The following is a 24,871-nucleotide window of genomic DNA, read 5'->3' on the forward strand; positions in this document are numbered from 1 at the left end:
CGTGTTTATTCATAAAATGAAAATTATGTATGTTCGAAGTTTATCTTTGTATGACTTTATTATCATTTTTTAAGAAAAATATGCAATAGTACATTTTGACTATTTCATCATTTAAAAACTGTAATTTTAAAATAAATTCAAAATAAGCAATTGAAAATCATTGCCATGTTATACAGTTATAGATTTTCTGCTAAGCATGAGCACCCAATCATGACACCTACATGACCAATCCGAACAAAATATAAGCTTTAGATTTGTTTTTAATCATTTAATTTGAATTATTGATTAGAAATAGCTGTTATCATTTTAAAGTGTTATAGATTATCATCTCATTTATTTGTCAGTAAGAATTGCCTTGAATACGATCACTTTGCTTCAGCCAGATGACTGGCATGCCCACCTGCGTGATGGTCTTGCCTTAAAACGTACAGTTCCAGATCTAGCCAAACAATTTGCCCGTGCGATTTGTATGCCGAACCTCGTTCCACCTGTGAAAACTGTAGATGAAGCGAATGCTTATCGTGAGCGTATTATGGCACATGTACCAGAGGGGATTGATTTTGACCCACGCATGGTGCTGTATTTTACCGACCATACTTCTCCAGATGAAGTTCGCAAAATCAAAGAATCCCAATTTGTCAATGCAATTAAACTCTATCCTGCGGGCGCAACAACTAACTCGGATAATGGTGTCAGTGACATTCGCAAGGTCTATGCAGTCATTGAACAACTTGAAGAACATCAAGTGCCATTACTATTACATGGTGAAGTCACCCATCAACATGTGGATATTTTTGACCGTGAAAAACGCTTTTTAGACGAAGTACTTTCACCGCTACTTAAACAATTTCCGAAATTAAAATTGGTGTTAGAACATATTACCACCAGTGAAGCTGCACATTTTGTGCTTGAACAAGATCGTAATGTTGCTGCGACGATCACACCACAACATTTACTGTTCAATCGTAATGATATGTTGGTCGGTGGTATAAAACCGCACTTTTATTGTTTACCGATTTTAAAGCGTCAAACCCATCAACAAACTTTACTTGAAGTTGCTACAAGCGGCAGCCCTAAGTTTTTCTTAGGTACTGACAGTGCGCCGCATTCTAAAAATGCCAAAGAAAATGCATGTGGTTGTGCAGGTTGCTATAGTGCACCTACAGCAATTGAGCTTTATGCTCAGGCTTTTGATCAAGTCAACAAAATTGAACGTCTAGAAGGTTTTGCCAGTATGTTTGGTGCAGACTTCTATGGTTTGCCTCGCAACACAAATAAGATTACCCTTGTGAAAGAAGATCAGGTAATCCCTGAAAGTTTAGATTATTTGGATGGTGAACACATTATTCCACTTTATGCTGGAAAAACCATCCAATGGAGAAAGGTGTGACAACTGAAACATTACCTGTGATTGGACAACGCTTTCGTGGTTTTTTACCCGTTGTGGTTGACGTTGAAACAGCAGGTTTTAATGCAGATACCGATGCATTGCTTGAAATCGCATGCATCCCAATTGTGTATGATGCTGAAGGAAAATTTGTTCCAGGTGAAGCACATCATGCTCATATCAATCCTTTTGAAGGCGCAAATTTAGATCGTCGCTCTTTGGATTTTATTGGTGTAGATCCATTTAATCCAATGCGTATGGCAATGGCTGAAGATGAGAAAACAGCATTAAAACGTATTTTCAAAGCCGTCAATGAAGTACGTCGTCAGCAACATTGTACCCATGCTGTCTTAGTCGGACACAATGCCCACTTTGATTTGGGCTTTCTAAGAGCAGCAATTGCACGAACTGGCACGAAAAATCAGAACCCTTTTCATAGTTTTTCTGTATTTGATACTGTGACTTTAAGTGCGGTGATGTTTGGTCAAACTGTTTTAGCTAAATCATGTATTCAAGCTGGAATTGAGTTCGATGGTAAAGAGGCACACTCGGCCTTGTACGATACTCAAAAGACGGCTGAACTGTTTTGTTATATTTTGAACAAACTCGCACCTCACTTACTTGACAATTTGGTGGCGGATCAATAAGATATCGCCATCTTCTAAACGACCCTATCGTCTAGAGGCCTAGGACATCGCCCTTTCACGGCGGTAACCGGGGTTCGAATCCCCGTAGGGTCGCCATCTAATTATTCTTATAATTTCTTTCTCTTTTTTTGATCCTCTTGATTCAGTTATTTTATTTCATCCCTCTTCTTTAGACTTTAGAAGTTGATGGGTTATTTTATTTTGTCAATTTTGGCATTTTAATTTAAAATATCTCTTTAAAGTTCAATGACATCAAATATGCAATCACCTGATCAATCGAATCAGCACACTGTCGCTGATGGGCAAACTATTGTCTTAAAAAGATCCATGACCAAACGCCACCTGATCATGTTGTCATTAGGTGGTGCGATTGGTACCGGCTTATTTTTGAGTTCAGGTGAAGTGATAGCACAAGCTGGGCCGATTGGAGCAGTGATAGCCTATATTATTGGGGGTTTAATTGCCTATATGGTCATGCTGTGCTTAGGTGAGCTTGCCGTTAATCAACCTGTGACTGGGTCTTTTGGTGCTTTTGCAGCTAAAAATATTGGACCAGGCACAGGCTACATGGTGTCGTGGATGTACTGGCTTGGCTGGTCTGCTACCTTGGGGACTGAATTTACAGCAGCAGCCATGCTGATGCAGGAATGGTTTCCAACAACCTCAATCTGGTTATGGACCTTGGTCTTTATTGGGGCAGTCCTAATTTCCAACCTAACCTCAACACGCTTTTTTGCAGAGTCAGAGTTTTGGCTGTCTTTTGTTAAAGTCGCAACGGTACTGGTATTTATCTTACTCGGTCTAACCGCAATATTTGGATTAATCCCCTTTCATGGTCATGAAACTGCACCGTTATTCAGTAATCTAACCGCACATGGTTGGTTACCCAATGGTTTATTTCCTATTTTCGCCACCATGCTGATTGTAAATTTTGCCTTTAATGGTACCGAGATGATAGGGATTGCAGCGGGTGAAACTGAAAATCCTGAAAAAAATGTACCTAAAGCAATTCATGCTGCTGTTTGGCGTTTAATGATTTTCTTTGTCGGTACCATCATTGTCATCAGTTCATTATTACCCTATCAAGATGCTGGCTTAACAGCGCATGGTGAAGGGATCAGCAATAGCCCCTTTGTTTCTGTATTTAACTTGATTGGGATTCCTTACGCAGAAGACATCATGCGTTTTGTGATCATCACAGCGTTATTATCCACTGCTAATTCAGGCCTATATGCAGCATCTCGTATGATGTGGGCACTTTCAATTCAAAAACAATTACCTCGAATTTTTTCCAAATTAACCAAATCAGGTACGCCCGTTGTTGCAATATTTGTGACCATGATTGGTGGTTTACCCGGCTTACTGTCAGAACAATTTGGTGCAGATGTCATCTTTAAAAATTTACTCGGGGTGGCTGCATTTACCATGGTTATCGTGTGGATGAGTATTTGTTGGAGTCAGTTTAATTTCCGACGTAAATGGCTTGCTAGCGGTAAAACATTGGCCGATTTAAAATTTAAAACCCCGTGGTATCCTGTCGTGCCGATTCTTGGCTTTATTACCTGTACTGCAACTGGCTTAAGTATGGCGGCAGACCCTGAAATGCTTTCTGGCTTTATTGGCTGCTTAGTGTTTATGGCAGCGTGTTACGCAACTTATTACTGGCTTTATCATCAGAAAAACTAACCATTAGGATAGATAACTGATCAACCCGTATCCGTATGGATTTTTCTGCTATCAAGTCATTAATCATAAATGAAGCTTATGTTTTCCTAGTAACTTTTGAAACTGTTGGTTATCAATTCACTATTGGTACTTTTGAATCATAGATGGTGATCCTAATGTGGGTGACAGAGATGTCGCCCGTTGTGTGCAAGAATGCGGGGGTACCAGAACCTCCCCCTCGCCCAACATAAGCAAAAACAAAGCACTGTTTTGTTTGCAGCGCAAGGTTTGGCAATTCCTAAGAAAAGTCAGGTATCGCCTACGCAAAGGTATTTAAACTTTGAATATAAGGTGTGGTAGTTTAAGGTTTTTTACAATCAAACAATTTGTTTTCTACATTATTGATTTAATTTAAGATATTAATTAAGAGAAATTATATTCTTGTGGCTAAGTTTTTTGACAGGTTGAATGTATTTTAGGCTTTTAATCTGCAACATAATTTTTAAGTGATCCATATATAAATAATGCAGTTTTTTATTTGATCTGGATTCTTCTAAAAACAAAAATAGCTTTATGGTTAAATTAAAAACAAATACCTAATGATTCGCTTATAGATTCATCAGTTAGACGTTTTTTCGCTAAATCCATTTTGACAAAAAAGTCTTTTATCCTTAATATACGCATCACCTCATCACGACCCTATCGTCTAGAGGCCTAGGACATCGCCCTTTCACGGCGGTAACCGGGGTTCGAATCCCCGTAGGGTCGCCATATTTGAGATTGTTTTTATATAAAACTTTCTCGTAAGAAAAGCCTGAGCAATGCGACTCAGGCTTTTTTATATCTATCGTATTTTAAAGCATTTAAAAACTACCGCTCTCTCATATTTAAAAGATTGTTTTTCAGCAATAATCTGGATTTTTAATTTAAAATAACCAGCATAGAGTTATATATAAATAATTGATTTAAAAAACTATTTATTAAAAAAATAAACTCACTACGATTTATAGTATTGCTTATTGAGCATTAGCAGCACTCAATCATTGCACTATTTATGAATTGGGCTAAAATAGCGCGCTTCTTGTTTTATTTCCATCTGAAGCTTATGCAGTCATCACCAAATCAAAATGATGCTCAGGTATCATCTAATTCTTCACCACTCAAACGAGCAATGAGTACTCGTCACTTGGTGATGATTTCGCTTGGTGGTGCAATCGGTACTGGGCTTTTTTTAGGTTCTGGTGAGGTGATCTCACAAACAGGTCCTATTGGTGCCATTATCTCTTATATCCTCGGTGGGGTAATTGCCTATATGGTGATGCTGTGCTTAGGTGAACTTGCTGTTCATATGCCTGAGTCAGGTTCATTTGGTACTTATGCGCAACGATATATTGGTCCAGGTACTGGATACACGGTCACATGGTTATATTGGCTGACATGGTCAGCAACTTTAGGGACTGAGTTCACTGCTGCAGCTTTGCTGATGCAAGAATGGTTTCCACATATCTCCATGTGGCTATGGACGCTGATTTTTGCAGCAATCGTGTTTGGCTTAAATATGAGCTCAACCAAATGGTTTGCCGAATCTGAGTTCTGGCTCTCTTTGGTTAAAGTCATCACGGTAATTGCTTTTATTCTTTTTGGTCTGTTGGCAATTTTTGGTATTTTAAATTATCAGGGACATACTTCAGCACCGTTATTTAGTAATTTAACGGATGAAGGCTGGTTCCCACAAGGCCTATTCCCAATCTTCACCACCATGTTAATCGTTAACTTTGCCTTCTCGGGTACAGAGTTAATTGGTGTTGCTGCAGGTGAAACTGAAGATCCCGCGAAAAATGTGCCTAAAGCAATCAATACTGCTATTTGGCGTTTATTGATTTTCTTTGTAGGTACCATCATTGTCATTAGTGCATTGCTTCCCCACCAAATGGCAGGATTACATGCTGAAGGTGTCAGTAGCAGCCCATTTGTTACCGTATTTGATCATATTGGTATTCCATACGCAGAAGACATTATTCGTTTTGTGATCATTACTGCGTTGTTGTCTGCTGCAAACTCAGGGTTATTTGCTGCATCACGTATGATGTGGTCGCTCTCGGCCAAGAAACAGCTTCCAGCATTATTTTCTAGGGTCAATGCACGCGGTATTCCATATATAGCGGTGATTGTCACCATGTTTGGCGCACTACCTGGCTTACTTTCAGAGCAATTTGCGCCTGAAACTATTTTTAAAAACTTGTTGGGTGTGGCTGCTTTTACCATGGTTGTGGTATGGATGAGTATTTGTCTCAGCCAATTTAATTTTAGACGTCAATGGTACAAACAAGGTCATACCAAAGCTGAGTTGGGCTTTGCTGCACCATTGTTTCCAATTGTGCCGATCTTAGGTTTTATCTTCTGTTTAATTACCTGTATCAGTATGGTGTTTGATCCTGAAATGGTGGTTGGCTTTATTTGTTGTTTAATCTTTATTGCAATTTGCTATATCAGCTACGCATTCTTATATAAAGATCAATCACAATCCTAAACAAGACCTATCAGATCATTTCTAAACAAAAAGTGTAGCCATGGGCTACACTTTTTGTACATTCAAAGATAGTCAAAATCAGTTTAAACTCGTAATTTAATAATTAAACATAACAATCTATAAAAAACCCAATGAAGATTATTTTTATTCATGGCATGAACCAGCAGAATTATAATGCTGCAAGTTTAAAACAACATTGGGTTGATATTTTTCAGCAAGGAATTGATGAACTTAAGTTGCCTATTGCAACAGCGCAATTAGATATTCGTTTAGCTTTTTATGGCGATTTAATCACTAAACACCAATTAAGCAATCGCTTTGACTTAGAAAGCTTTCTACCTAAATCATGGGTAAACTTTCACTTTCATAAACATACAACACCACCACCTAGTACAATTTTAAATGCCTCTCCCGCAATTCCAATATTGCCCTACTTCATGCCTGATCACGACTTAAAATTATCTAAACGCTTGTATTTGGCTTCGCAATTGTTAAAAGATAAAGCACTCAAAGAGTTCTCTTTAATTTTAAATAATTTTCCAAAACTCCATGAAAGTCTGATTCATAAATTCCTCATCGAAACTTATTTATACCTCGCCAATCCTCAGTTTATGGATGAAGTCCATCAACGGATACTTGCCAACTTAGAACCCAATCAACCGTATATTATCGTTGCGCATTCGTTAGGGACTGTGATTGCCTATAATCTTTTACAACAACTGCAAGTAAACTACGAGATACAACGCTTTATTACTTTAGGCTCACCACTCGCCTTTAAAGTGATTCAGTCTAAACTGACTCCACCTATCAAAAGACCAAGGTGTCTAAATGGTGATTGGCAAAATTTCTATTCCCTAGATGATTTCTTAACCGCTTTTCCGTTGATCAATGCTCCTTTTGACTTTCAACCGGCAATTATAAATACCGCTATTTCAACTTTTATTCATACTCCCCATCAAATCGCAGGCTATTTACAACATCCAGCAGTGGTTCAAAATATTTTAGAAGCTATGCTGTATTGCAAGCCTCAATAATGGTATTAATTTTAACCACATTGGTCATATTGTTTTGTTTTTATCCATATAAACGTAATTTCAGTTTTTATTGTAGAAAAAAGTTTGACACGTTCCAGTATTCGCCCTAATATACGCCCACCTCTGAAACGACCCTATCGTCTAGAGGCCTAGGACATCGCCCTTTCACGGCGGTAACCGGGGTTCGAATCCCCGTAGGGTCGCCATTAATTTAGTGGTTTTGTTTCAAGAGTCAGCCTCAATTTATTGACCCTATCGTCTAGAGGCCTAGGACATCGCCCTTTCACGGCGGTAACCGGGGTTCGAATCCCCGTAGGGTCGCCACATTCAAGAAAGTATCTATATACCTCTTCTTATAAGAAACCTGAGCATCATGATTCAGGTTTTTTTATGTCTACTATATTTCCAATCAATTCAAACCAGCAACCGAGTCAACCGTTTTCAGTTTCTTTGAATTAAAAATTGCACTTGGCGCAATCACTGTTTCTTGCAATGGAATATGCTGTCCATATCGTTGGTGCATGAGCGCTTTAACACTTCGATCTGTGAGATCAAAACTTTGTAATTTTTCCAAGGGTGCCAGTTCTAGCCCTAAAGCGTATTGATAAGCTTTCCATACAATTTCTGAACAATAAATTGCATCATCATTCCACTCAAAATAAACATCATAGGGCTTATTTAAATAAGTCTCAGCTTGTTTGATTAACTTGTGTTGTTGCTCTGCTGTCAACTCAGTTTGATAACGTTTTACAATATAAGCTTTATTTACACCTCGATTGATCCATTGCCGCAGAGGTGTATATTTCACAGGTTGAATGGCTTCTAAAACCCAAGCTTGCTCGTGTTTAATCACGATCATTCCCATATGACTATATGGTGAATGTGTGGCTTTTTGAATTACCAGACTTTGTGCTGATTTAGAAGTATGAAATATAATATCCCCTGTCTGATATTGTGTTGCATATACAGAGGTAGAACAAAATAACAAGGCCAACAGGAATAACTTGAATTGTTTTTTTAACATCTTTTCAAATCTTAATTTTGATCTTCTTTATCTTGGGTTTAATCTAACAGAGTAATAAAGAATTGCCTAAACTTTGCAATAAAAAAGGAGCAAAATAAACTTTCATTTTGCTCTTTCACTTTTCAATTCAAATAAAAAATATCAGCTGTTTGTGATTTTGCTTTTGACTTAATATGTCATCAAAACCCGATCATTCATCATTTAAAGCACATTCAAAACTACTTGGGGTTTGACCACATCGAACCTTTTTCAAAATTTTCATCATTGTTGGGTCATAGAAGCCTTCTTTTGTCATCTGAATACGGGCTTCACGCATAATCTTAATATAGCCCGGTTTATCCGCTTCACGAATATCAAACCAATATTTATCTGGAACTTCTCGCTCCAGTTTATCAACAAATTGAAATGCTGGGCTGAGCTGTTTAGAAATCATTTCCCGTGCAATTGGCCCCATACCTGCAGGGAACTTATTCCGATGCATAATTAACGTGCCTGTCACCTGTATCAAAGGAAAGCGAATAATGCCACCGACTACATTACCATTTTTATCAGTCATGCCCTTTTTCAATTCTAAAGGCTTAAATAACAAAGCAGGCCCCGCCATAATATCGACTTCTTTATTATTAAACTTTCCACCCACTGTTAATAGGTCAACAGAAACAGGTTGTGCACCGACATTTTGCACCAACTTCTTTTGAGTGCCGTCAAAGTTCATGACCGCTACTTTTTTTCCTGCTGCTTTCGATAAGGTATCAATACGGCGATCATTGACCATGATATATGCCGCACCTAACGGAACAATCCCTACGACTTCATAATCCCTATTCACCATTTTTGCATCGTACTCTGGGCGTGCAAGCAACTGGATCACTGTAGTTAATTGCTTATAGTTTTGCACTGCCCCAATGGCATCAATACTCCCCACAAAAGGGTTAAACTGACGCGCACGAATGTTACTGATTCCAGCTCCATCACAACGTTTACTTCGAAAATCCTCAGTTAATACACGTTCATCGGTATAAACCCTTAAATTAATATCAGTTGAAGCAGTTTTCTTTAATTTTGGATAATTTAAATCAATACGCATCGATAATTTGGTTGGACGGGTAATTTTCATATCTACCCCAAACTCTTTGGCAATTTGGGTAATACGTGGCAATTCACTGATATAACTGGTCGCTTGTTCAAAAGCTTCACTATTGGCACCATCTGGAGAAAATACACACAGCGTGACTGTTTTAGGAATCTGTTGCCAAACTTTTGGATCATTCATTAAGGTTTTAATTTTATTTTTTGAATGTGCAGACAATTCAAGGTCCAATTTTGGAGTTGCTGGAGCTGCATAAGTAATAAATGGTAAAGTGCTCGTCAATGCAAGCATTGAGATAACAAACCGTCGTGACAAAGGATTAAACTTTTTTTTGAGCTTACTGTGCATGATCTTTTCCTGTTTATTTTCGTGGTTATCCATAATCATCACTCACGTGAATTTTTTTATCAGCGTAATTGAAGTGCTTTGATTTGCAATTGACTGAGCAAAATCCTACATTTGTCAGAATAGACACTTTGAAGTTAAAATATGAAATATCGATATTTTAATTGTTTGATATCAAACGATTAGAATATATCTTAAAATCGCCCATTTATCGCAAACTCTGGCGAATAAAAGTAATCGAAATAGAACAATCATATTGCCATTCTTTTTAAAACCGTTTTTTATGATTACTTAATTTTTTATCAATAATATTTTCGGCTCATCAAATCTGTTGCTGGTCAAACTCAATATACATCTTCAAGGAAATGCCAAGCATTGCTTCCCGATTCAACGCTATTGATACTTCATCGCTTTATCGTGACAAATCTCAATTTATGATGCCGTTTATCAATTCATTGTATACTGGCAATAGTTTAGTTTTAGCATTCAAAATATGGATCAAAATTCACAACTGCGTAAATCTTTAAGACAACAACGACAAAAGCTGACCCGTAATCAACAAGCAATGATCGAACGGCAATGCTTTAAACAGATGCTACGCCACCACCATTTTTTGAATGCGCAGAAAATTGGATTATATTTAGACGCTTTTGGTGAAATTCAAACCAAATTACTTATCGAATATTGCTGTGCAATTGGAAAAACCGTGTATTTGCCCATGATCTGTAACATGAATAAAAAACTGGTTTGGGTCAAAATATCAAATCGGCAGTTTCGCAATCGCCGCTTTTCTTTACATCGTCTTGGGATGTTGGAACCCATGGCAAGTCGTGCTAAGCATATTTCAATACTCGATCTAGTGGTCATGCCTTTATTGGCTTGTGATTTAAAAGGGAGCCGTATGGGCATGGGAGGAGGTTTCTATGATCGAACACTTGCATCCGCTATATACCGCCCACATCGACTCGGTTTAGCCCATAATTTCCAGTTACTCACCCATGAGCTTACAAGAAATTCATGGGATCAGTCCCTAGATAGCTTAATTACCCCAGCAAAAACCTATTATTTTCGGCGTTAAAGTGACCAATAAATGTAAATAGGTTTATTTGTTAATCAAATACTTGCGATTTTTTAAACTTTTTATTCGGCAAAGCCCTTGTAATTTTTGAAATACACATCACTATAAAAAACATGGCAACACCGTTGTCACTCATTAGGAGTGCCCATGTCTGAGATTATTATGAATCAAGAAAACTTAGAGCCACAGGTTCCAAGTGTATTACCGCTTTTAGCGTTGCGTGACGTGGTTGTGTACCCACATATGCAAATCGCGCTATTTGTGGGTCGTGAAAAATCGATCAATGCAGTTGATGTGGCTCGTAACAGTGACAATTTAGTATTTGTAGTTGCGCAAAAAGATTCGCTTACAGAAGAAATTGATCACGACAACTTATATCAATATGGTACCGTCGCGAAGATTGTACAAGTTGTGAATCATGAAAATGATGAAAACTGTATCAAGGTACTAATTGAAGGCTTACATCGTTCTAAGCTGGTTGAAATCATCGACAATGATGAATACTTATCGGCTGAACATGCATTAAGCCCAATGACGATATCTGTAGATAAAGATACTCAAGCAACACGTGTAGAAGAATTACGTGCACTGTTTTCACAGTATGCAGAAGCCAAATTGCGTAATGCACGTGAATTGATTGCAGCAGCAAATAAAATCGATGATTTATTACAATTGTTGTTCTTTGTTGCAACCCGTGTACCTTTAAATATCGATGTAAAACAAAAATTCCTAGAGCACGATGAGTTTGAAGCACACTTACAAGAGTTGATGACTTATTTACTGCAACAATCTGAAGAACAACAGATTGAGCAAACATTGCATGACTCTGTAAAACGCCAAATGGAAAAGAATCAACGCGAATACTTCCTCAATGAGAAGATGAAAGTCATTCAGCGTGAACTTTCCGATATGAATGGTGGTGCGGAAGATGATGTTGCTGAAATTGAAAAACGTTTAGCGGAAGCTGATTTACCTGAACATGTGCGTAAAAAAGCTGAAAATGAATTCCGCAAATTAAAAGCAATGCAACCAGCATCAAGTGAAGCTGCTGTTGTACGCAACTATATCGAGGCGATTTTAGATACGCCTTGGAATAAAGCGAGCAAAGTCAGCATTAACTTAGCTAAAGCTCAGGAAATTTTAGATACAGACCATTACGGTTTGGACGAAGTCAAAGAACGTATTGTTGAATACCTCGCTGTTCAATCACGCGTTAAAAAACTTCGTGGTCCAATCCTTTGTTTAGTTGGGCCTCCAGGTGTTGGTAAAACATCACTCGGAGAATCAATTGCCAAAGCAACTGGTCGTGAATTCGTTCGTATGGCACTCGGTGGTGTTCGTGACGAAGCAGAAATTCGTGGTCACCGTCGTACTTATATTGGTGCGATGCCGGGTAAAATTGTACAGTCGTTGACAAAAGTTGGTGTTAAGAACCCACTGTTCTTGCTCGATGAAGTTGACAAAATGGCACAGGATTATCGTGGTGATCCAGCTTCTGCCCTGCTTGAAGTACTTGATCCATCACAGAACAACAAGTTTAACGATCACTACTTAGATCTTGATCTTGACTTGTCCGAAGTGATGTTTATCTGTACTGCAAACAGTATGAATATTCCAGAGGCTTTATTAGACCGTATGGAAGTAATTCGTTTGCCAGGTTATACCGAAGACGAAAAAGTCAATATTGCAGATCGTTACCTTGTTCCAAAGGCAATCAAGAACAATGGCTTACGTGGCAAAGAATTGACAGTTCATGAGGAAGCGATCCGTGACATTGTCCGTCGTTATACCCGTGAAGCTGGTGTACGTAGTCTTGAACGTGAAGTTTCTAAGATTGCACGTAAAGTAGTAAAAGAGTCCGTCAGTAAGAAAGCGAAAAACTTACATATTGATGTCACTGCTGAAAACTTACCTGAATATTTAGGCGTGCATAAGTTTGATTACGGCATGGCTGAAGAAGAAGCTCAAGTAGGTCGTGTAAACGGTTTGGCATGGACTTCTGTTGGCGGTGAGTTACTCACCATTGAAGTAGCGGCAGTAAAAGGTAAAGGTAAATTTATTACTACGGGTTCACTCGGTGATGTAATGAAAGAATCCATTACTGCGGCAATGACTGTGGTTCGTACACGTGCTGATGAATTGGGTATCGAAGCTTCTCGTTTTGAAGAAACCGATGTACACGTTCATTTACCTGAAGGTGCAACACCGAAAGATGGACCATCAGCAGGTTTGGCTTTAACGACTGCTCTTGTTTCGGCATTCACTGGGATTGCAATTCGTCCTGATATTGCAATGACAGGTGAAACCAGTTTAGGTGGCCGAGCAATGCGTATTGGCGGCTTAAAAGAGAAACTTTTAGCAGCACATCGTGGTGGAGTTAAACTGGTATTTATACCACAAGAAAACGTACGTGACTTAGCTGAAATTCCTCAGAACGTGAAAGATGGTCTAGAAATTAAAGCGGTGAAAAGTATCGATGAGATTCTTCCACTTGCTTTAGTTGAGCATCCTACACCATTGGTCAAAGCACCCATCGTTAAAGCAGTGGATGAAGGCAAAAAAGCTGCACGTCATTAATCCAATGATCGAAAAAAAAGAACGCTTCGGCGTTCTTTTTTTTAATGACTCCCCGGATAGTGATCAAAAAATATACTTTCTTACAAAATACAGCTGATCTTAAGTTAAGTTTGTCATAAGCTAATCAGGATAAAGTCTAAAATAGAAGTTAAAGGCTCAATTGCCCTTAGGCTTATGAATACAGCCATGTATGGTCATAAAACAGATAACAGCAAAATAAAAGGACACTTTTATGTCAAATCCAGTGTGTTGGTTCGAAATTTATGTCAATGATATGGCGCGAGCTAAATTATTTTATCAAACTGTAATCGGCACGGAGCTTAGTTTATTAAGTGATCCCAGCAATTCATCAGTAGAAATGTGGGTATTTCCATCAGATATGAACCAATATGGCGCAACTGGCTCATTGGTTAAAATGGAGGGTATATCTGCTGGGGGTAACAGTACCATTATTTATTTTTCCAGTGAAGATTGTGCAATTGAAGAAGCCAGAGTAGAAGCTGCTGGTGGTCAAATTCATCAAACAAAAATGTCGATCGGACCTCATGGTCATATTGTTTTAGCAGTTGATACTGAAGGCAATATATTTGGTATTCACTCAATGAATTAATTGGGTGGGAGTACAAATAGAATGACCAATTTAAAATTGGCAACTTTGCTGGTTGAAAAATACGCTGTCATCCTCATATATAAATTATATAACTATGCGCGCTGTAAGTGTGGTTACTTAACGTCGATTTGGTCTCCAGACAGGTCAACGTTAAAACACAGTCCGACCCATTTTGGACTGTGTTTTTTTATGATTAAATTTGAGTATGCTGACAAAAGCCCATCAATGAAAAAGTATATTTTGTTAATGTACATACAATGCTGATTTATTTTCGATTGCGCTTCCATTGTTGATATTTTTGGCTAATCATCGTAGCCATTAAGTCATAGTTTTCCCATGTATCATCTACAGCATAAGTATCGATCAAACCTTGAGCATTGACTAATATCTCATCATAATCTTTTAAATACTGATGACTCTCATAATAAGCTTGGGTAAATTCAAAACCCTGTGGATTTAAATCTTCTTCCCAAAATTTTTCATCGCACATATTGATCAAAAAATCTCGCCCAGTTATTTGACGTGTACGGACTTGTTCTAATTCATCAACACTTTCTTCTTGGTGAAACTCACCTTCTAATTGATTATTGATAATCCATGCTAAATAAATTCCAATATGCGTCCCACCATTTTCATATGGAAAGCCTGCTTGCTCTGCCGATTCGCCATGCCAATCAATACGATCTATTGCCATTATTTATTTTTCCTTGTGATTATTTATTTAGATCTTTAAGCAGTATAAACACTTATTTTATATTTTTTAATCCAAAAACTATGCAGTTAGAGATAAAAAAGCCCTGAAATTAATTCAGGGCTTTTTTGTAAGCTGATAAGAGAAAAGGAGATCAACCTTGGAAATAACGTAAATCTAAACGGCCTTCATAAACGGTTGCAGTCGGGCCTGTCATCCAAACCACATCGCCTTCTTTCCATTCGATTTGTAATTTACCACCAGCTAACTCAATTTCTACATTATTGGCAAGTAAACCACGACGCATTCCAGAGACTGCGGCTGCACAAGCGCCTGTACCACATGCCATCGTTTCGCCCACACCACGTTCAAACACACGTAAGCGCGCATGCTTTTCATCAACAATTTGCATAAAGCCTGCGTTTACTCGTTGCGGAAAACGCGCATGCGCTTCCACTTGAGGACCAATTTTGGCAACATCTGCAGTTAAAACATCGGGAACGATTGTGACCGCATGTGGATTGCCCATATTGACCACATCAATAGTCAGCGATTCATTATCTTTCAATGCGATGTCATACAATGCATCTGCTTCTTCTGCAAGAAATGGAATCTCATTGGGTAAAAATTTTGGATAGCCCATGTTGACTCGTACCCAACCATTTTCACCCAATTCAGGTTCGACAATACCAGCACTGGTTTGAACCTTAAAACGCTTTTTATTGGTCAACTGACGTTCATAAACAAACCGAGCAAAACAACGTACGCCATTGCCGCATTGCTCTACTTCTGAACCATCTGCATTGAAAATACGATATTTAAAATCAACATTGGGAAAATCTGGTGCTTCAACAATTAACAGTTGATCAAAACCGATCCCGAAATGCCGATCAGCCAAACGGCGAATGGTCATTGCATCAAAAAATGCACGCTGGCTGATTAAATCAACCACCATAAAGTCATTGCCCAGACCATGCATTTTGGTAAATTCTAATAACATTTAAAATGGCTCCTTAAGGCAATAAGCTTTCATTTTCCCAAAGTGATTCAATCGTTTCTCTCTTACGAATCACATACGACTGGTCAGCATCGACCATGACTTCAGCAGCACGACCACGGCTGTTATAATTTGAACTCATGACAAAACCATACGCACCAGCACCTAAAACAGCAAGATTGTCATTTTCCTGAATGGCAAGTTCACGTTCTTTACCGAGGAAATCGCCTGTTTCACAAATGGCACCCACGATATCCCATGTTTTTGCTTCAAGATCTGTACGCGATACCACAGCTTGAATGTCCATCCACGCTTGGTAAAGCGAGGGACGAATCAAGTCATTCATTGCAGCATCAATAATTGCGAAATTACGATGATTGGTTGGTTTTAACAAATCAACTTTCGTCACCAATACCCCAGCATTTGCTGAAATACTGCGACCCGGTTCCATATAGACTTTTAAGCCTAATTTCTCTAAAGCTGGACGCATTGCGTTGGCATATTCTGCAACACTTGGCGGTGTTTCATCTTTATAGGTCACCCCTAAACCGCCACCAATATCGATGTGTTTCAGCTGGATGCCCAATTCTTTTAATTTTGCAATCATCATAATGACGCGGTCAAGCGCATCTACGAAAGGTTGTGTTTCAGTTAATTGCGAACCAATGTGACAATCAATTCCAATCACATCAAGGTTAGGTAAAGACGCTGCATATTGATAGGTTTCAAAAACTGAATCTGATGGAATACCAAATTTATTTTCTTTTAAACCTGTCGAAATATAAGGATGGGTTTTCGCATCTACATCGGGGTTTACCCGTAACGAAATCGGAGCTTTTGTACCTAAAGCTGCCGCAACTTTCTGAATTCGATCAAGCTCAGCATGAGATTCCACATTAAAGCACGCAATCCCCACTTCTAGGGCTTTTTGAATATCTGCTTCTTGTTTGCCTAAACCTGAGAATACGATTTTTGTAGCATCTCCACCTGCGGCAAGGACTCGCGCAAGCTCACCACCTGTGACAATATCAAAGCCTGAGCCTAATTTTGCCAATACATTCAATACCGCAAGATTTGAGTTTGACTTCACCGCAAAACAAATTTGATGATCGATAAAGCTAAATGCCTGATCCATATCCAAATAATGCTTTTCAAAAGTTGCCTTTGAATAAACATAAAGCGGTGTGCCATATTGCTGCGCGAGTTGATCTAAAGAACATTGCTCTGCATGCAATACCCCATGAATGCGGGAGAAACTCATGAATCTATCCTTTCAATGAAAGTGTAATTAGGTTTAGTTTGAAGTAGCTTGAGATGCGGGCACAGACTGATCTGCAACAGCTGTCTGATCTTGCACTTTTGCCTTGCTTTGGGCAGCTTTATTGGCATCTTTTGAATAGAGCAAATATTTGGCACGTTTGTCATAGTCTTGACTGTTTGCCAATTGCAAATTGCCTGATTGACCACAACCCACCAACACAGCACTTGCTAAAACTAAACCGATGCCACAAATTGCAAAACGCATTTGTTCACCTATTTCCAAAATTTTCGTCAGTATACCTTATACCTTGAATCTAAAATATAGACCAAAGCGGAAGCATTAAAGCTTAAAATGAGAATAAAAAAAACGCCAGTAAATTACTGACGTTTTCTTATCAATATCATTGAAATCGTTAATAACTATTTTTTCTTATAAAAACAGAAATAACCAATCGCAAGGATAATGAGCCAGATTGGACTGACCATCAATGATTTCATTGTATCTGGTTCTAATGCAAGAATACCAATCGTACCGACAAAGAAAATGATCACGATATAACAAGTAATCGGTCCACCTGGTAATTTAAACACTGATTTTGCATGAAGTTCTGGGCGTGTTTTGTAATACACCAAGTAACTCCACAAAATAATAATCCATACCAAGATAAACAAGATCGTGGACAGTGTGGTTGCTAAAGTAAATGCTTCGACAGTATTAGGAACGAAGTATTGTAATGCCGCACCACCCAATAGACATACACCAGAGAAATATAAAGCATTCGCTGGAACTGCGCGTTTATTTAACAGACCAAATGCTTTAGGACCTTGATCTTCACGAGAAAGACCAAATAGCATACGACTTGTTGAGAATACACCACTGTTCATTGAAGACATTACAGAAGAAAGAACCACCAAGTTCATAATGATTGCAGCCGCAGCAATTCCCGCTTGACTAAACAAGTTAACAAATGGGCTAACTTTAGGATCAATCATATTCCATGGTGTAACTGACATAACAATCACTAACGCCAATACATAGAAGAAAATAATACGGATTGGGATTGAGTTAACTGCTTTAGGTAAGTTCTTCTCTGGATCTTTGGTTTCTGCTGCGGTGGTACCAACAAGTTCAACACCGACAAAAGCAAATATGGCAATTTGGAAGCCTGCTAAGAAGCCTTCAAAACCTTTCGGGAACATTCCACCATGATCCCAAAGATGAGTAAATGACGCCACTTGACCTGTTGCTGCCGAGGTAAAGCCAGTAAAAATCATCCAGAAACCCACCAAAATTAACACCACAATGGCAATAATTTTGATCAGCGCAAACCAGAATTCCAATTCACCAAACAGTTTTACTGTGACTAGGTTCAATCCTAAAATAAAGAAGATTGCGGCAACACTAATCATGGCCCCTTCAGTCGGGGTAAAGGGCACCCCATTATTGAAGAACTGTAAGTAATAGATAATTGCAGATAAATCTGCGATACCAATAGTGATCCAGCACAGCCAATAAGTCCATCCGACAAAATAGCCTGCCCATGGTCCGATCAAATCTGTAGAAAAATCAATAAATGACTTGTATTGCAAGTTTGAAAGTAACAGTTCACCAAGCGCACGCATGACGAAAAAAACCATCAAACCAATGATCATGTAAATAAATAATATGGATGGTCCTGCAAGACTAATCGTCTTTCCTGAACCCATAAATAAGCCTGTACCAATCGCACCACCAATTGCAATTAATTGTAGATGACGATTCGATAAACTTCTTGCTAGTTCACCTGTTTCCGCAGAAGAACTGAGGTTTTCATTTGACATTGTTATATTCTTCTCTCAGATTTCGTTGTTTAAAAGTAGCTTAAAACAAAAAAAATAAAAAAGCCTTTTTCAATGAATACTTAAAATAACTAAGTTTTTTCATCTTTTAGCTTATTTAATAGTCAAATGACTATCCCTTACCTTTCTTATTTTTACCGTTCCTTCGATTTGCAGTTTACGTGCCAAAATAGTTTTTGGCGAGATGTTGCACAAAAAATTGTATTTCAATAGCGCTATTGGTACATTCAGCAGATCATTCAAAAGGTGAACGCACTCAAAATGGGCAAAGTTAAAACTGTTTATCGTTGTGAACAATGTGGTACAGACCATCCAAAATGGGCAGGTCAATGTTCCGACTGTGGTGAATGGAATTCTCTGACTGAAGTGCGAATAGAACCTGTCGTATCACATCGCGCCAAACCTATGGGCGGTGGATATGCAGGACAAGCAGCCAATGTCACTTTACTCAATCAGATTACAGTGTCTAATGAAACACGTTTAGCTACGGGTATTGGCGAATTTGATCGTGTGCTAGGTGGTGGTTTAGTCACAGGTTCTGTCGTCCTGATTGGGGGTGACCCCGGTATTGGTAAATCTACCATTCTTTTACAAACCGCAACCCATATGGCTGCTGCGAAGAATTCAGCGCTCTATGTCACTGGTGAAGAATCACTTTCACAAGTAGCTTTACGTGCCAATCGTCTTGACTTAGCTACCGATAAATTACAAGTCATGGCAGAAACCTGCGTAGAACGAATTTGTGATACCCTCGCACAATTACGTCCTGCTGTTGCCATCCTTGACTCAATCCAAACCTTATATACTGAAACCTTACAATCTGCTCCCGGCGGTGTTTCGCAAATTCGTGAGTCAGCTGCACTCTTGACTCGGTTTGCAAAAAATAGTGGTACAGCATTATTTCTTGTTGGTCACGTCACCAAAGAAGGTGCATTGGCGGGGCCTCGTGTGCTTGAACATATGGTCGATTGCGTACTGTATTTTGAAGGCCAATCTGACTCCCGCTACCGTATGATTCGTGCTGTCAAAAACCGCTTTGGTGCGGTCAACGAACTTGGTGTATTTGGCATGACCGATAAGGGCTTAAAAGAAGTCGCCAATCCGTCTGCCATCTTTTTAAGTCGTTATGATGAAGCGATTCCCGGTTCAGTGGTGATGATCAGTCGTGAAGGGACACGTCCGTTATTGGTTGAAGTTCAAGCACTGGTTGATGATGCGCATGGACAACCACGTCGGGTTGCACTGGGCTTAGAACAAAACCGTTTAAATATGTTGCTTGCAGTCATGCATCGTCATGGTGGTGTACAGACCTCTGGACAAGACGTTTATGTCAATGTCGTGGGTGGCTTGAAAATTACCGAAACAGGTTCTGATCTTGCGGTACTTTTGGCCTGTGCTTCAAGTTTACGCTCTAAAGCCTTACCACAACAATTGGCTGTATTTGGTGAAGTGGGGTTATCAGGTGAAATACGCCCAGTTCCTAATGGACAAGAGCGCTTAAAAGAAGCCATAAAACATGGTTTTAAATACATCATCGTACCTAGAGGCAATGCACCACAAAAGCCTATTGCAGGTGTACAAATCATTGCAGTAGCTCGACTCCATGAGGCGTTAACAGAGGCCATGCAATTGAGTGATGAGGTCTAATTATCACGTTATAAAATAAGATCAAGCCTTACAAGGAAGTAAGCTTGCGTTGATAGATAGTTTAAATAAAAATTTGTATCTTATCCCTTATTTAAATGAACCCTCACAAATCCAATAAAAAAATAAATATTTGACTAAAACTAAAACAATAGTTGGTTTAATCATTTTTATAACGGATTGAGCGTTCAATATGTATTCAAATAATTAAAAGATAAAAGCTATCTACTGGATGCTTTAAATTATCTTTTAAATCATGAGAATTTTTATCATAAATTGCCTCGCTAAATTTATATATCACAGGACAATTTCACCGATATGATAAAAGCCTTTTTAATTTGATTGTTTTAATTATTTCAATAGATTAGAAAATCTGTATTGAGCTTTAAAAGCCCAGCAATATATTCGTTATGTTTATGTGAATATATGTGTAAATAAATCTTAAAAACATTGAAATTCTCTTAAAAAGACTGCATAAAGAGAACTATGGAAAGCAATACAGTAATATGCTTGCACTCATATTCATCAACATATTTTTTAATATAGGTAGATTCAATGGAAGTTCGACAGCGCGGCTTGATCGCAGGTATTTTAATGGCAACTTTGGCTGTAGCACCTTTAGCTGAAGCAAAACGTGCAGGTGGTGGTAAAAGCCATGGCATGAGCCGTTCTTCGAGTTCAAGTCAGTCTTATTCTCAACCTCGACAAGTTACGCCTGCTCAACAACCAACGCCTGCTCAACCTGGTCAACAAAAATCAGGTTCTGGTGTAGGTAAAATGGTTGCTGCTGGTGTTGCAGGTGCAGCAGTAGGTGCGATTGCGGCAAATGCGATGGCTGATGATCATAATGGTAACGCACAAGCTCAGACCAATGATGCTGAATTAGCGAAACAACAAGCAGCTGCTCAACAAGAAGAGAAACAAAGTGGAATTCCAAGTTGGATTTGGTTAATCCTGATTGCTGGTGCTGCATTCTTCTTATTCCGTAAATTCGGTGCAAAAAAAAAATTAGCCAGCAATAATCCATATGCACCAAATAGCGCAGGTTCAACATCTACGCCATTTGGGCAAAACAATGCGACACGTAGTTCGAATGACTCTACCAATATTTTTGGTCAGTCGGTGAATGGTGGTACTGCAACACAAGCACCTTTTGGTGCAGCGTCAATGCAAAGCGGCAATCAACTTCCAGATGGAACGGAACCTGCTGCTTTCTTACGTGTTGCTCGTCAACGCTTTAACCATATTCAGTCAATGAACTCTGTGAGCAACATTGCTGAAATTCAGCGCTATTTAACAGCTGATCTTTATCAGTCAATGTACAGCGATATCATGGCAAACCAAGATCAAGATGTGGCTGAGTTTTCGAACTTAAATGCATTGGTATTGGATAGTGCAACAGAAAATGGACAATACGTGGTGAGTGTTCGTTTTACAGGAACAGTCAGCGAAGACTTAAATAGTCAACCTGTACCGTTCTCAGAAGTATGGCACTTTGTTAAACCAGCAGGGTCTACTCAAGATTGGTTAGTTGCTGGAATTCAACAAGAAAGTTAATTGAATAGCGTTTTATTGCAATAAAAACAGTGCTTCGGCACTGTTTTTTTGTTTTAAAAATATAGTATTTTCTATCGAATAGATTGAATCAAGACGGAAATAGTTTTGTTGAGATGCAGCCATTCGTTTAAAATCACTTTGTCTTTATAATCAAAGCTAATTAAAAAAATGGGATAAAACAAATGAATAAAATAATCTATAGTCTAATTCTCAGTTGTAGTGCATTTTCAAGCTTTAGCTTTGCCTGTGATCCGGCTTCTTTAGACTGGGAGAAATTCCATAAAACCTATGATTTAAATAAAAATGGTACCTTTGAGCTCAATGAGTTCTTAAAAGTCAAAGACTTTGATCCACTCCCATGGCCAGATGACCGACGCTTTAAAGGTCAAGATAAAAACATTAAGTTATTTAAATTCTTAGATAAAAATAAAGATACAAAGCTCTCAAATGAAGAAGTTGGCGCAATCCATAGCCTATTACCTAATCCCTGTGCCAATTGGCCTCACTAACACTAAATAGTCTTTTGAGCTAAGGAAAACCTTCATTTTCGAAATAAAAAAGCCCTGATTCATCAGGGCTAAATTTTTTGCGATACTTAACGTCGTGGTAAAGGGATAAACTGTGAATCAGCACTTTGAACTTTTCGTTCACCCACTTTAACAGTGAGATTGACAGTTTGTTCACCACGAATGACTTCAACTTGAATATCGGTATTTGGTGCTTGAAGTGCAACATAATTAATTAAATGTGAGGTTGAAGTAATATCTTCATTATTCACTTTAATAATACGATCACCGACTTTAATTCCCGCTTCCGCCGCAGGACCTTTTTTCAATACATCAGCAACTACAACACCAGGCTGACGTGGCTGCAATACATCCGCTTGGGTTGGTGGGACTAAACTAATACCCATCCATCCACGAATCACACGACCATCTTTCAAAATCGAATTTAAAATTTGTTGACAGATTTTCGCAGGAATGGCAAAGCCAATGCCCAATGAACCACCTGACTGAGAGAAAATTGCAGTATTGACGCCAATCAAATTCCCCGCCACATCAATCAATGCACCACCAGAGTTACCTGGATTAATTGCTGCATCTGTTTGAATAAAATCTTCATAAGTATTAATACCAAGATCAGAACGGCCTGTCGCAGAGATAATACCCTGAGTTACAGTTTGCCCTACACCAAATGGGTTTCCAATTGCCAGTACAACATCTCCTACCTCATTCCCACTCAATTTAAATGGTAATACAGGTAATTCTTTCAATTCTATTTTGATCACAGCCAAATCTGTATCAGGATCTGTGCCAATTACAGTTGCTTCAGCACGACGACCATCTTGCAAGGCAACAACAATTTGTTCTGCTTGAGCAATCACATGGTTATTTGTCAAAATATAACCATCTGGACGAACAATTACCCCTGAACCCAAACTATTTTCATTCTGGTTTTGATTTTGTTCAGGAATCTGATTTCCAAAAAATTCTCTAAACGCAGGATCATTGAGTAATGGATGATTTTGTTTTACTTTTTGAGTTGTAAAAATATTGACTACTGCTGGTGCGGCAACTTTGACCGCAGCACTATAGGACACCACACCGCCCGTTCGAGATGTATTGACCAAAGGTTCAACTTTCTCAGCTGGCATTTTCACACCATCAGCAGCAATAGGCGCTTTGGGCTGTTGAAGTTTTTGCCAAACCACAAAACAAATAATAACCAGTATCAGTAAAACCCAAGGGAGCCAAGTAAATGAACGCCGCACGTTTTTATTCCTCTAAGAATTTTTTAATTCGTTGATGCAAAAGCAATTTGTATATTGTAAAGCAATTCAATCAAGAAACATAAAAAACACAAAGAGTTTTGTTCAGCTTTAGTTACAATTTAAAATATGTTTTGATGTTCTTAACACACTTAATTTAATTAAAGGTTATTCATGGCTTTACTCAAAGATATCATCCAATGGTGTGATCAAACCTTAAAATCGCATGAATTTAAAGATTACGCGCCCAATGGATTACAAATCGAAGGACGATCTGAAGTAAAAAAAATCCTGTGTGCAGTCACGGCGTCACAGGATGCAATTGATGCAGCAATTGCACAACAAGCAGACCTTCTCTTGGTTCATCATGGCTACTTCTGGAAAGGCGAACCCTATCCAATCACAGGTATGCGTGGCAAACGAATCAAAGCATTAATCCAAAATGATATTTCACTTGTTGGATACCACCTCCCCTTAGATTCACATCCAACACTAGGGAATAATGCAATGATTGCCAAAATCCTTGGACTGGAAAATATTGAAGCTTTAGACCCAAGCGAACGCAATCCGATTGGTAATATCGGTTATTTAAAAGCTCCAATCTCACCAGAAGATTTTAAACACCTTCTTACTGAAAAATTAGGCTTCAATACCATACATTTAACCGCAGAAAAAACGCTGATCCAAAAAGTTGGATTTTGTACAGGCGGAGCACAGGATTTTATAGGCAAAGCGGCAGCAATGAATTGTGATGCCTATATTTCAGGTGAAGTGAGTGAGCGTACTTTTTATGAAGCAAAAGAATTAGATGTGCATTACTATGCATGTGGTCATCATGCAACTGAAAGGTACGGTGTTCAACAACTTGGTCAAGCGATCGCTGAACAATTCAAGATTGATTATCGCTATTTCGAACTCAACAATCCAATTTAAGTGTTATCCTAAAAATGTAGCTCATTTGTAGACAAATATTGGCTTGCCGATTAGACATTTTTTCATAAAAATGCGATGCATTTTTTACATTTTCTTTATACGTATTAAATCGAAATAAATTGTGTATTGTTATTTAACATCTTGCACAATTGTTGAAAGAATCCATTACAATAAAGCCACTTAATGTTAAAACCC

At 38.5% G+C, this 24,871-nt stretch carries 20 protein-coding genes and 4 tRNA genes; 16 read left to right on the plus strand and 8 right to left on the minus strand.

Annotated elements, in window-relative coordinates:
* The first annotated feature begins 355 nt into the window (after window positions 1-355).
* The 9 genes from pyrC to WFN33_RS09050 all read left to right on the plus strand — a co-directional run bounded on the left by pyrC (window position 356) and on the right by WFN33_RS09050 (window position 7,587).
* Complete coding sequence (gene pyrC / locus WFN33_RS09010) at window positions 356-1,390, plus strand: dihydroorotase (RefSeq protein ID WP_336952676.1); 1,035 nt, start codon at window positions 356-358, stop codon at window positions 1,388-1,390.
* Complete coding sequence (rnt, locus tag WFN33_RS09015) at window positions 1,375-2,034, plus strand: ribonuclease T (RefSeq protein WP_336952678.1); 660 nt, start codon at window positions 1,375-1,377, stop codon at window positions 2,032-2,034. Before pyrC ends, rnt begins: the two co-directional genes overlap by 16 nt.
* A gap of 20 nt (window positions 2,035-2,054) precedes the next feature.
* A tRNA-Glu gene (locus WFN33_RS09020) sits at window positions 2,055-2,130 on the plus strand.
* Between the two features lie 162 nt (window positions 2,131-2,292).
* Window positions 2,293-3,720 (plus strand): amino acid permease, encoded by a 1,428-nt coding sequence (locus WFN33_RS09025; protein WP_336952679.1) that lies wholly within the window; start codon window positions 2,293-2,295, stop codon window positions 3,718-3,720.
* 674 nt (window positions 3,721-4,394) lie between these two features.
* Window positions 4,395-4,470 (plus strand) — tRNA-Glu (locus WFN33_RS09030).
* 334 nt (window positions 4,471-4,804) lie between these two features.
* Window positions 4,805-6,229: an amino acid permease gene (locus WFN33_RS09035; protein WP_056514257.1), complete on the plus strand. Its 1,425-nt coding sequence runs from the start codon at window positions 4,805-4,807 to the stop codon at window positions 6,227-6,229.
* Window positions 6,230-6,360: 131 nt separating this feature from the next.
* Window positions 6,361-7,263 carry a hypothetical protein gene (locus WFN33_RS09040; RefSeq protein ID WP_336952683.1) on the plus strand — a complete coding sequence of 301 codons (903 nt, stop codon included), beginning with the start codon at window positions 6,361-6,363 and terminating at the stop codon, window positions 7,261-7,263.
* A gap of 130 nt (window positions 7,264-7,393) precedes the next feature.
* A tRNA-Glu gene (locus WFN33_RS09045) sits at window positions 7,394-7,469 on the plus strand.
* A gap of 42 nt (window positions 7,470-7,511) precedes the next feature.
* Window positions 7,512-7,587: transfer RNA gene (locus WFN33_RS09050), tRNA-Glu, on the plus strand.
* Window positions 7,588-7,672: 85 nt separating this feature from the next.
* Here the strand turns inward: WFN33_RS09050 and WFN33_RS09055 are convergent.
* Complete coding sequence (locus WFN33_RS09055; RefSeq protein ID WP_336952684.1) at window positions 7,673-8,287, minus strand: YiiX family permuted papain-like enzyme; 615 nt, start codon at window positions 8,285-8,287, stop codon at window positions 7,673-7,675.
* Window positions 8,288-8,477: 190 nt separating this feature from the next.
* The gene (locus WFN33_RS09060; RefSeq protein ID WP_442892790.1) at window positions 8,478-9,668 is read right to left on the minus strand and encodes a putative solute-binding protein; all 1,191 of its coding nucleotides are present in this window, start codon (window positions 9,666-9,668) and stop codon (window positions 8,478-8,480) included.
* Window positions 9,669-10,215: 547 nt separating this feature from the next.
* Here WFN33_RS09060 and WFN33_RS09065 point away from each other — a divergent pair.
* The 3 genes from WFN33_RS09065 (at window position 10,216) to WFN33_RS09075 (ending at window position 13,987) form a co-directional block, all read left to right on the plus strand.
* Entirely contained in the window at window positions 10,216-10,800 is a 585-nt protein-coding gene (locus WFN33_RS09065; protein WP_336952686.1) for a 5-formyltetrahydrofolate cyclo-ligase, read from the plus strand.
* Window positions 10,801-10,947: 147 nt separating this feature from the next.
* Window positions 10,948-13,377: an endopeptidase La gene (lon, locus tag WFN33_RS09070; RefSeq protein WP_336952688.1), complete on the plus strand. Its 2,430-nt coding sequence runs from the start codon at window positions 10,948-10,950 to the stop codon at window positions 13,375-13,377.
* Window positions 13,378-13,609: 232 nt separating this feature from the next.
* Entirely contained in the window at window positions 13,610-13,987 is a 378-nt protein-coding gene (locus tag WFN33_RS09075; RefSeq protein WP_336952690.1) for a VOC family protein, read from the plus strand.
* A gap of 265 nt (window positions 13,988-14,252) precedes the next feature.
* On the opposite strand, the gene WFN33_RS09080 is transcribed toward WFN33_RS09075, so the two are convergent.
* The 5 genes from WFN33_RS09080 to WFN33_RS09100 form a co-directional block, all read right to left on the minus strand.
* Window positions 14,253-14,681, minus strand: a complete 429-nt coding sequence (locus tag WFN33_RS09080; protein WP_336952692.1) for a DUF7832 domain-containing protein — start codon at window positions 14,679-14,681, stop codon at window positions 14,253-14,255.
* Between the two features lie 151 nt (window positions 14,682-14,832).
* Window positions 14,833-15,678: a diaminopimelate epimerase gene (gene dapF, locus WFN33_RS09085; protein ID WP_336952693.1), complete on the minus strand. Its 846-nt coding sequence runs from the start codon at window positions 15,676-15,678 to the stop codon at window positions 14,833-14,835.
* Window positions 15,679-15,691: 13 nt separating this feature from the next.
* Window positions 15,692-16,936 carry a diaminopimelate decarboxylase gene (gene lysA, locus WFN33_RS09090; RefSeq protein ID WP_336952695.1) on the minus strand — a complete coding sequence of 415 codons (1,245 nt, stop codon included), beginning with the start codon at window positions 16,934-16,936 and terminating at the stop codon, window positions 15,692-15,694.
* Window positions 16,937-16,969: 33 nt separating this feature from the next.
* Entirely contained in the window at window positions 16,970-17,200 is a 231-nt protein-coding gene (locus WFN33_RS09095; protein WP_034617490.1) for a hypothetical protein, read from the minus strand.
* Between the two features lie 155 nt (window positions 17,201-17,355).
* Window positions 17,356-18,756, minus strand: coding sequence for an amino acid permease (locus WFN33_RS09100; protein ID WP_004819689.1), 1,401 nt, complete (start codon window positions 18,754-18,756; stop codon window positions 17,356-17,358).
* A gap of 279 nt (window positions 18,757-19,035) precedes the next feature.
* On the opposite strand from WFN33_RS09100, the gene radA reads away from it, so the two are divergent.
* The 3 genes from radA (at window position 19,036) to WFN33_RS09115 (ending at window position 22,484) form a co-directional block, all read left to right on the plus strand.
* The gene (gene radA, locus WFN33_RS09105) at window positions 19,036-20,421 is read left to right on the plus strand and encodes a DNA repair protein RadA (protein WP_004722416.1); all 1,386 of its coding nucleotides are present in this window, start codon (window positions 19,036-19,038) and stop codon (window positions 20,419-20,421) included.
* A gap of 552 nt (window positions 20,422-20,973) precedes the next feature.
* Complete coding sequence (locus WFN33_RS09110) at window positions 20,974-21,975, plus strand: Tim44 domain-containing protein (protein WP_336952699.1); 1,002 nt, start codon at window positions 20,974-20,976, stop codon at window positions 21,973-21,975.
* Window positions 21,976-22,157: 182 nt separating this feature from the next.
* A complete protein-coding gene (locus WFN33_RS09115) occupies window positions 22,158-22,484 on the plus strand; it encodes an EF-hand domain-containing protein (RefSeq protein ID WP_336952701.1) in 327 nt (108 codons plus the stop codon).
* Between the two features lie 86 nt (window positions 22,485-22,570).
* On the opposite strand, the gene WFN33_RS09120 is transcribed toward WFN33_RS09115, so the two are convergent.
* Window positions 22,571-23,746 carry a S1C family serine protease gene (locus tag WFN33_RS09120; protein ID WP_336952703.1) on the minus strand — a complete coding sequence of 392 codons (1,176 nt, stop codon included), beginning with the start codon at window positions 23,744-23,746 and terminating at the stop codon, window positions 22,571-22,573.
* A gap of 171 nt (window positions 23,747-23,917) precedes the next feature.
* On the opposite strand from WFN33_RS09120, the gene WFN33_RS09125 reads away from it, so the two are divergent.
* Window positions 23,918-24,676: a Nif3-like dinuclear metal center hexameric protein gene (locus tag WFN33_RS09125; protein WP_336952705.1), complete on the plus strand. Its 759-nt coding sequence runs from the start codon at window positions 23,918-23,920 to the stop codon at window positions 24,674-24,676.
* Window positions 24,677-24,871 lie beyond the last annotated feature (195 nt).

The sequence above is a fragment of the Acinetobacter sp. AS167 genome, assembly GCF_037152175.1.
Classification (GTDB): domain Bacteria; phylum Pseudomonadota; class Gammaproteobacteria; order Pseudomonadales; family Moraxellaceae; genus Acinetobacter.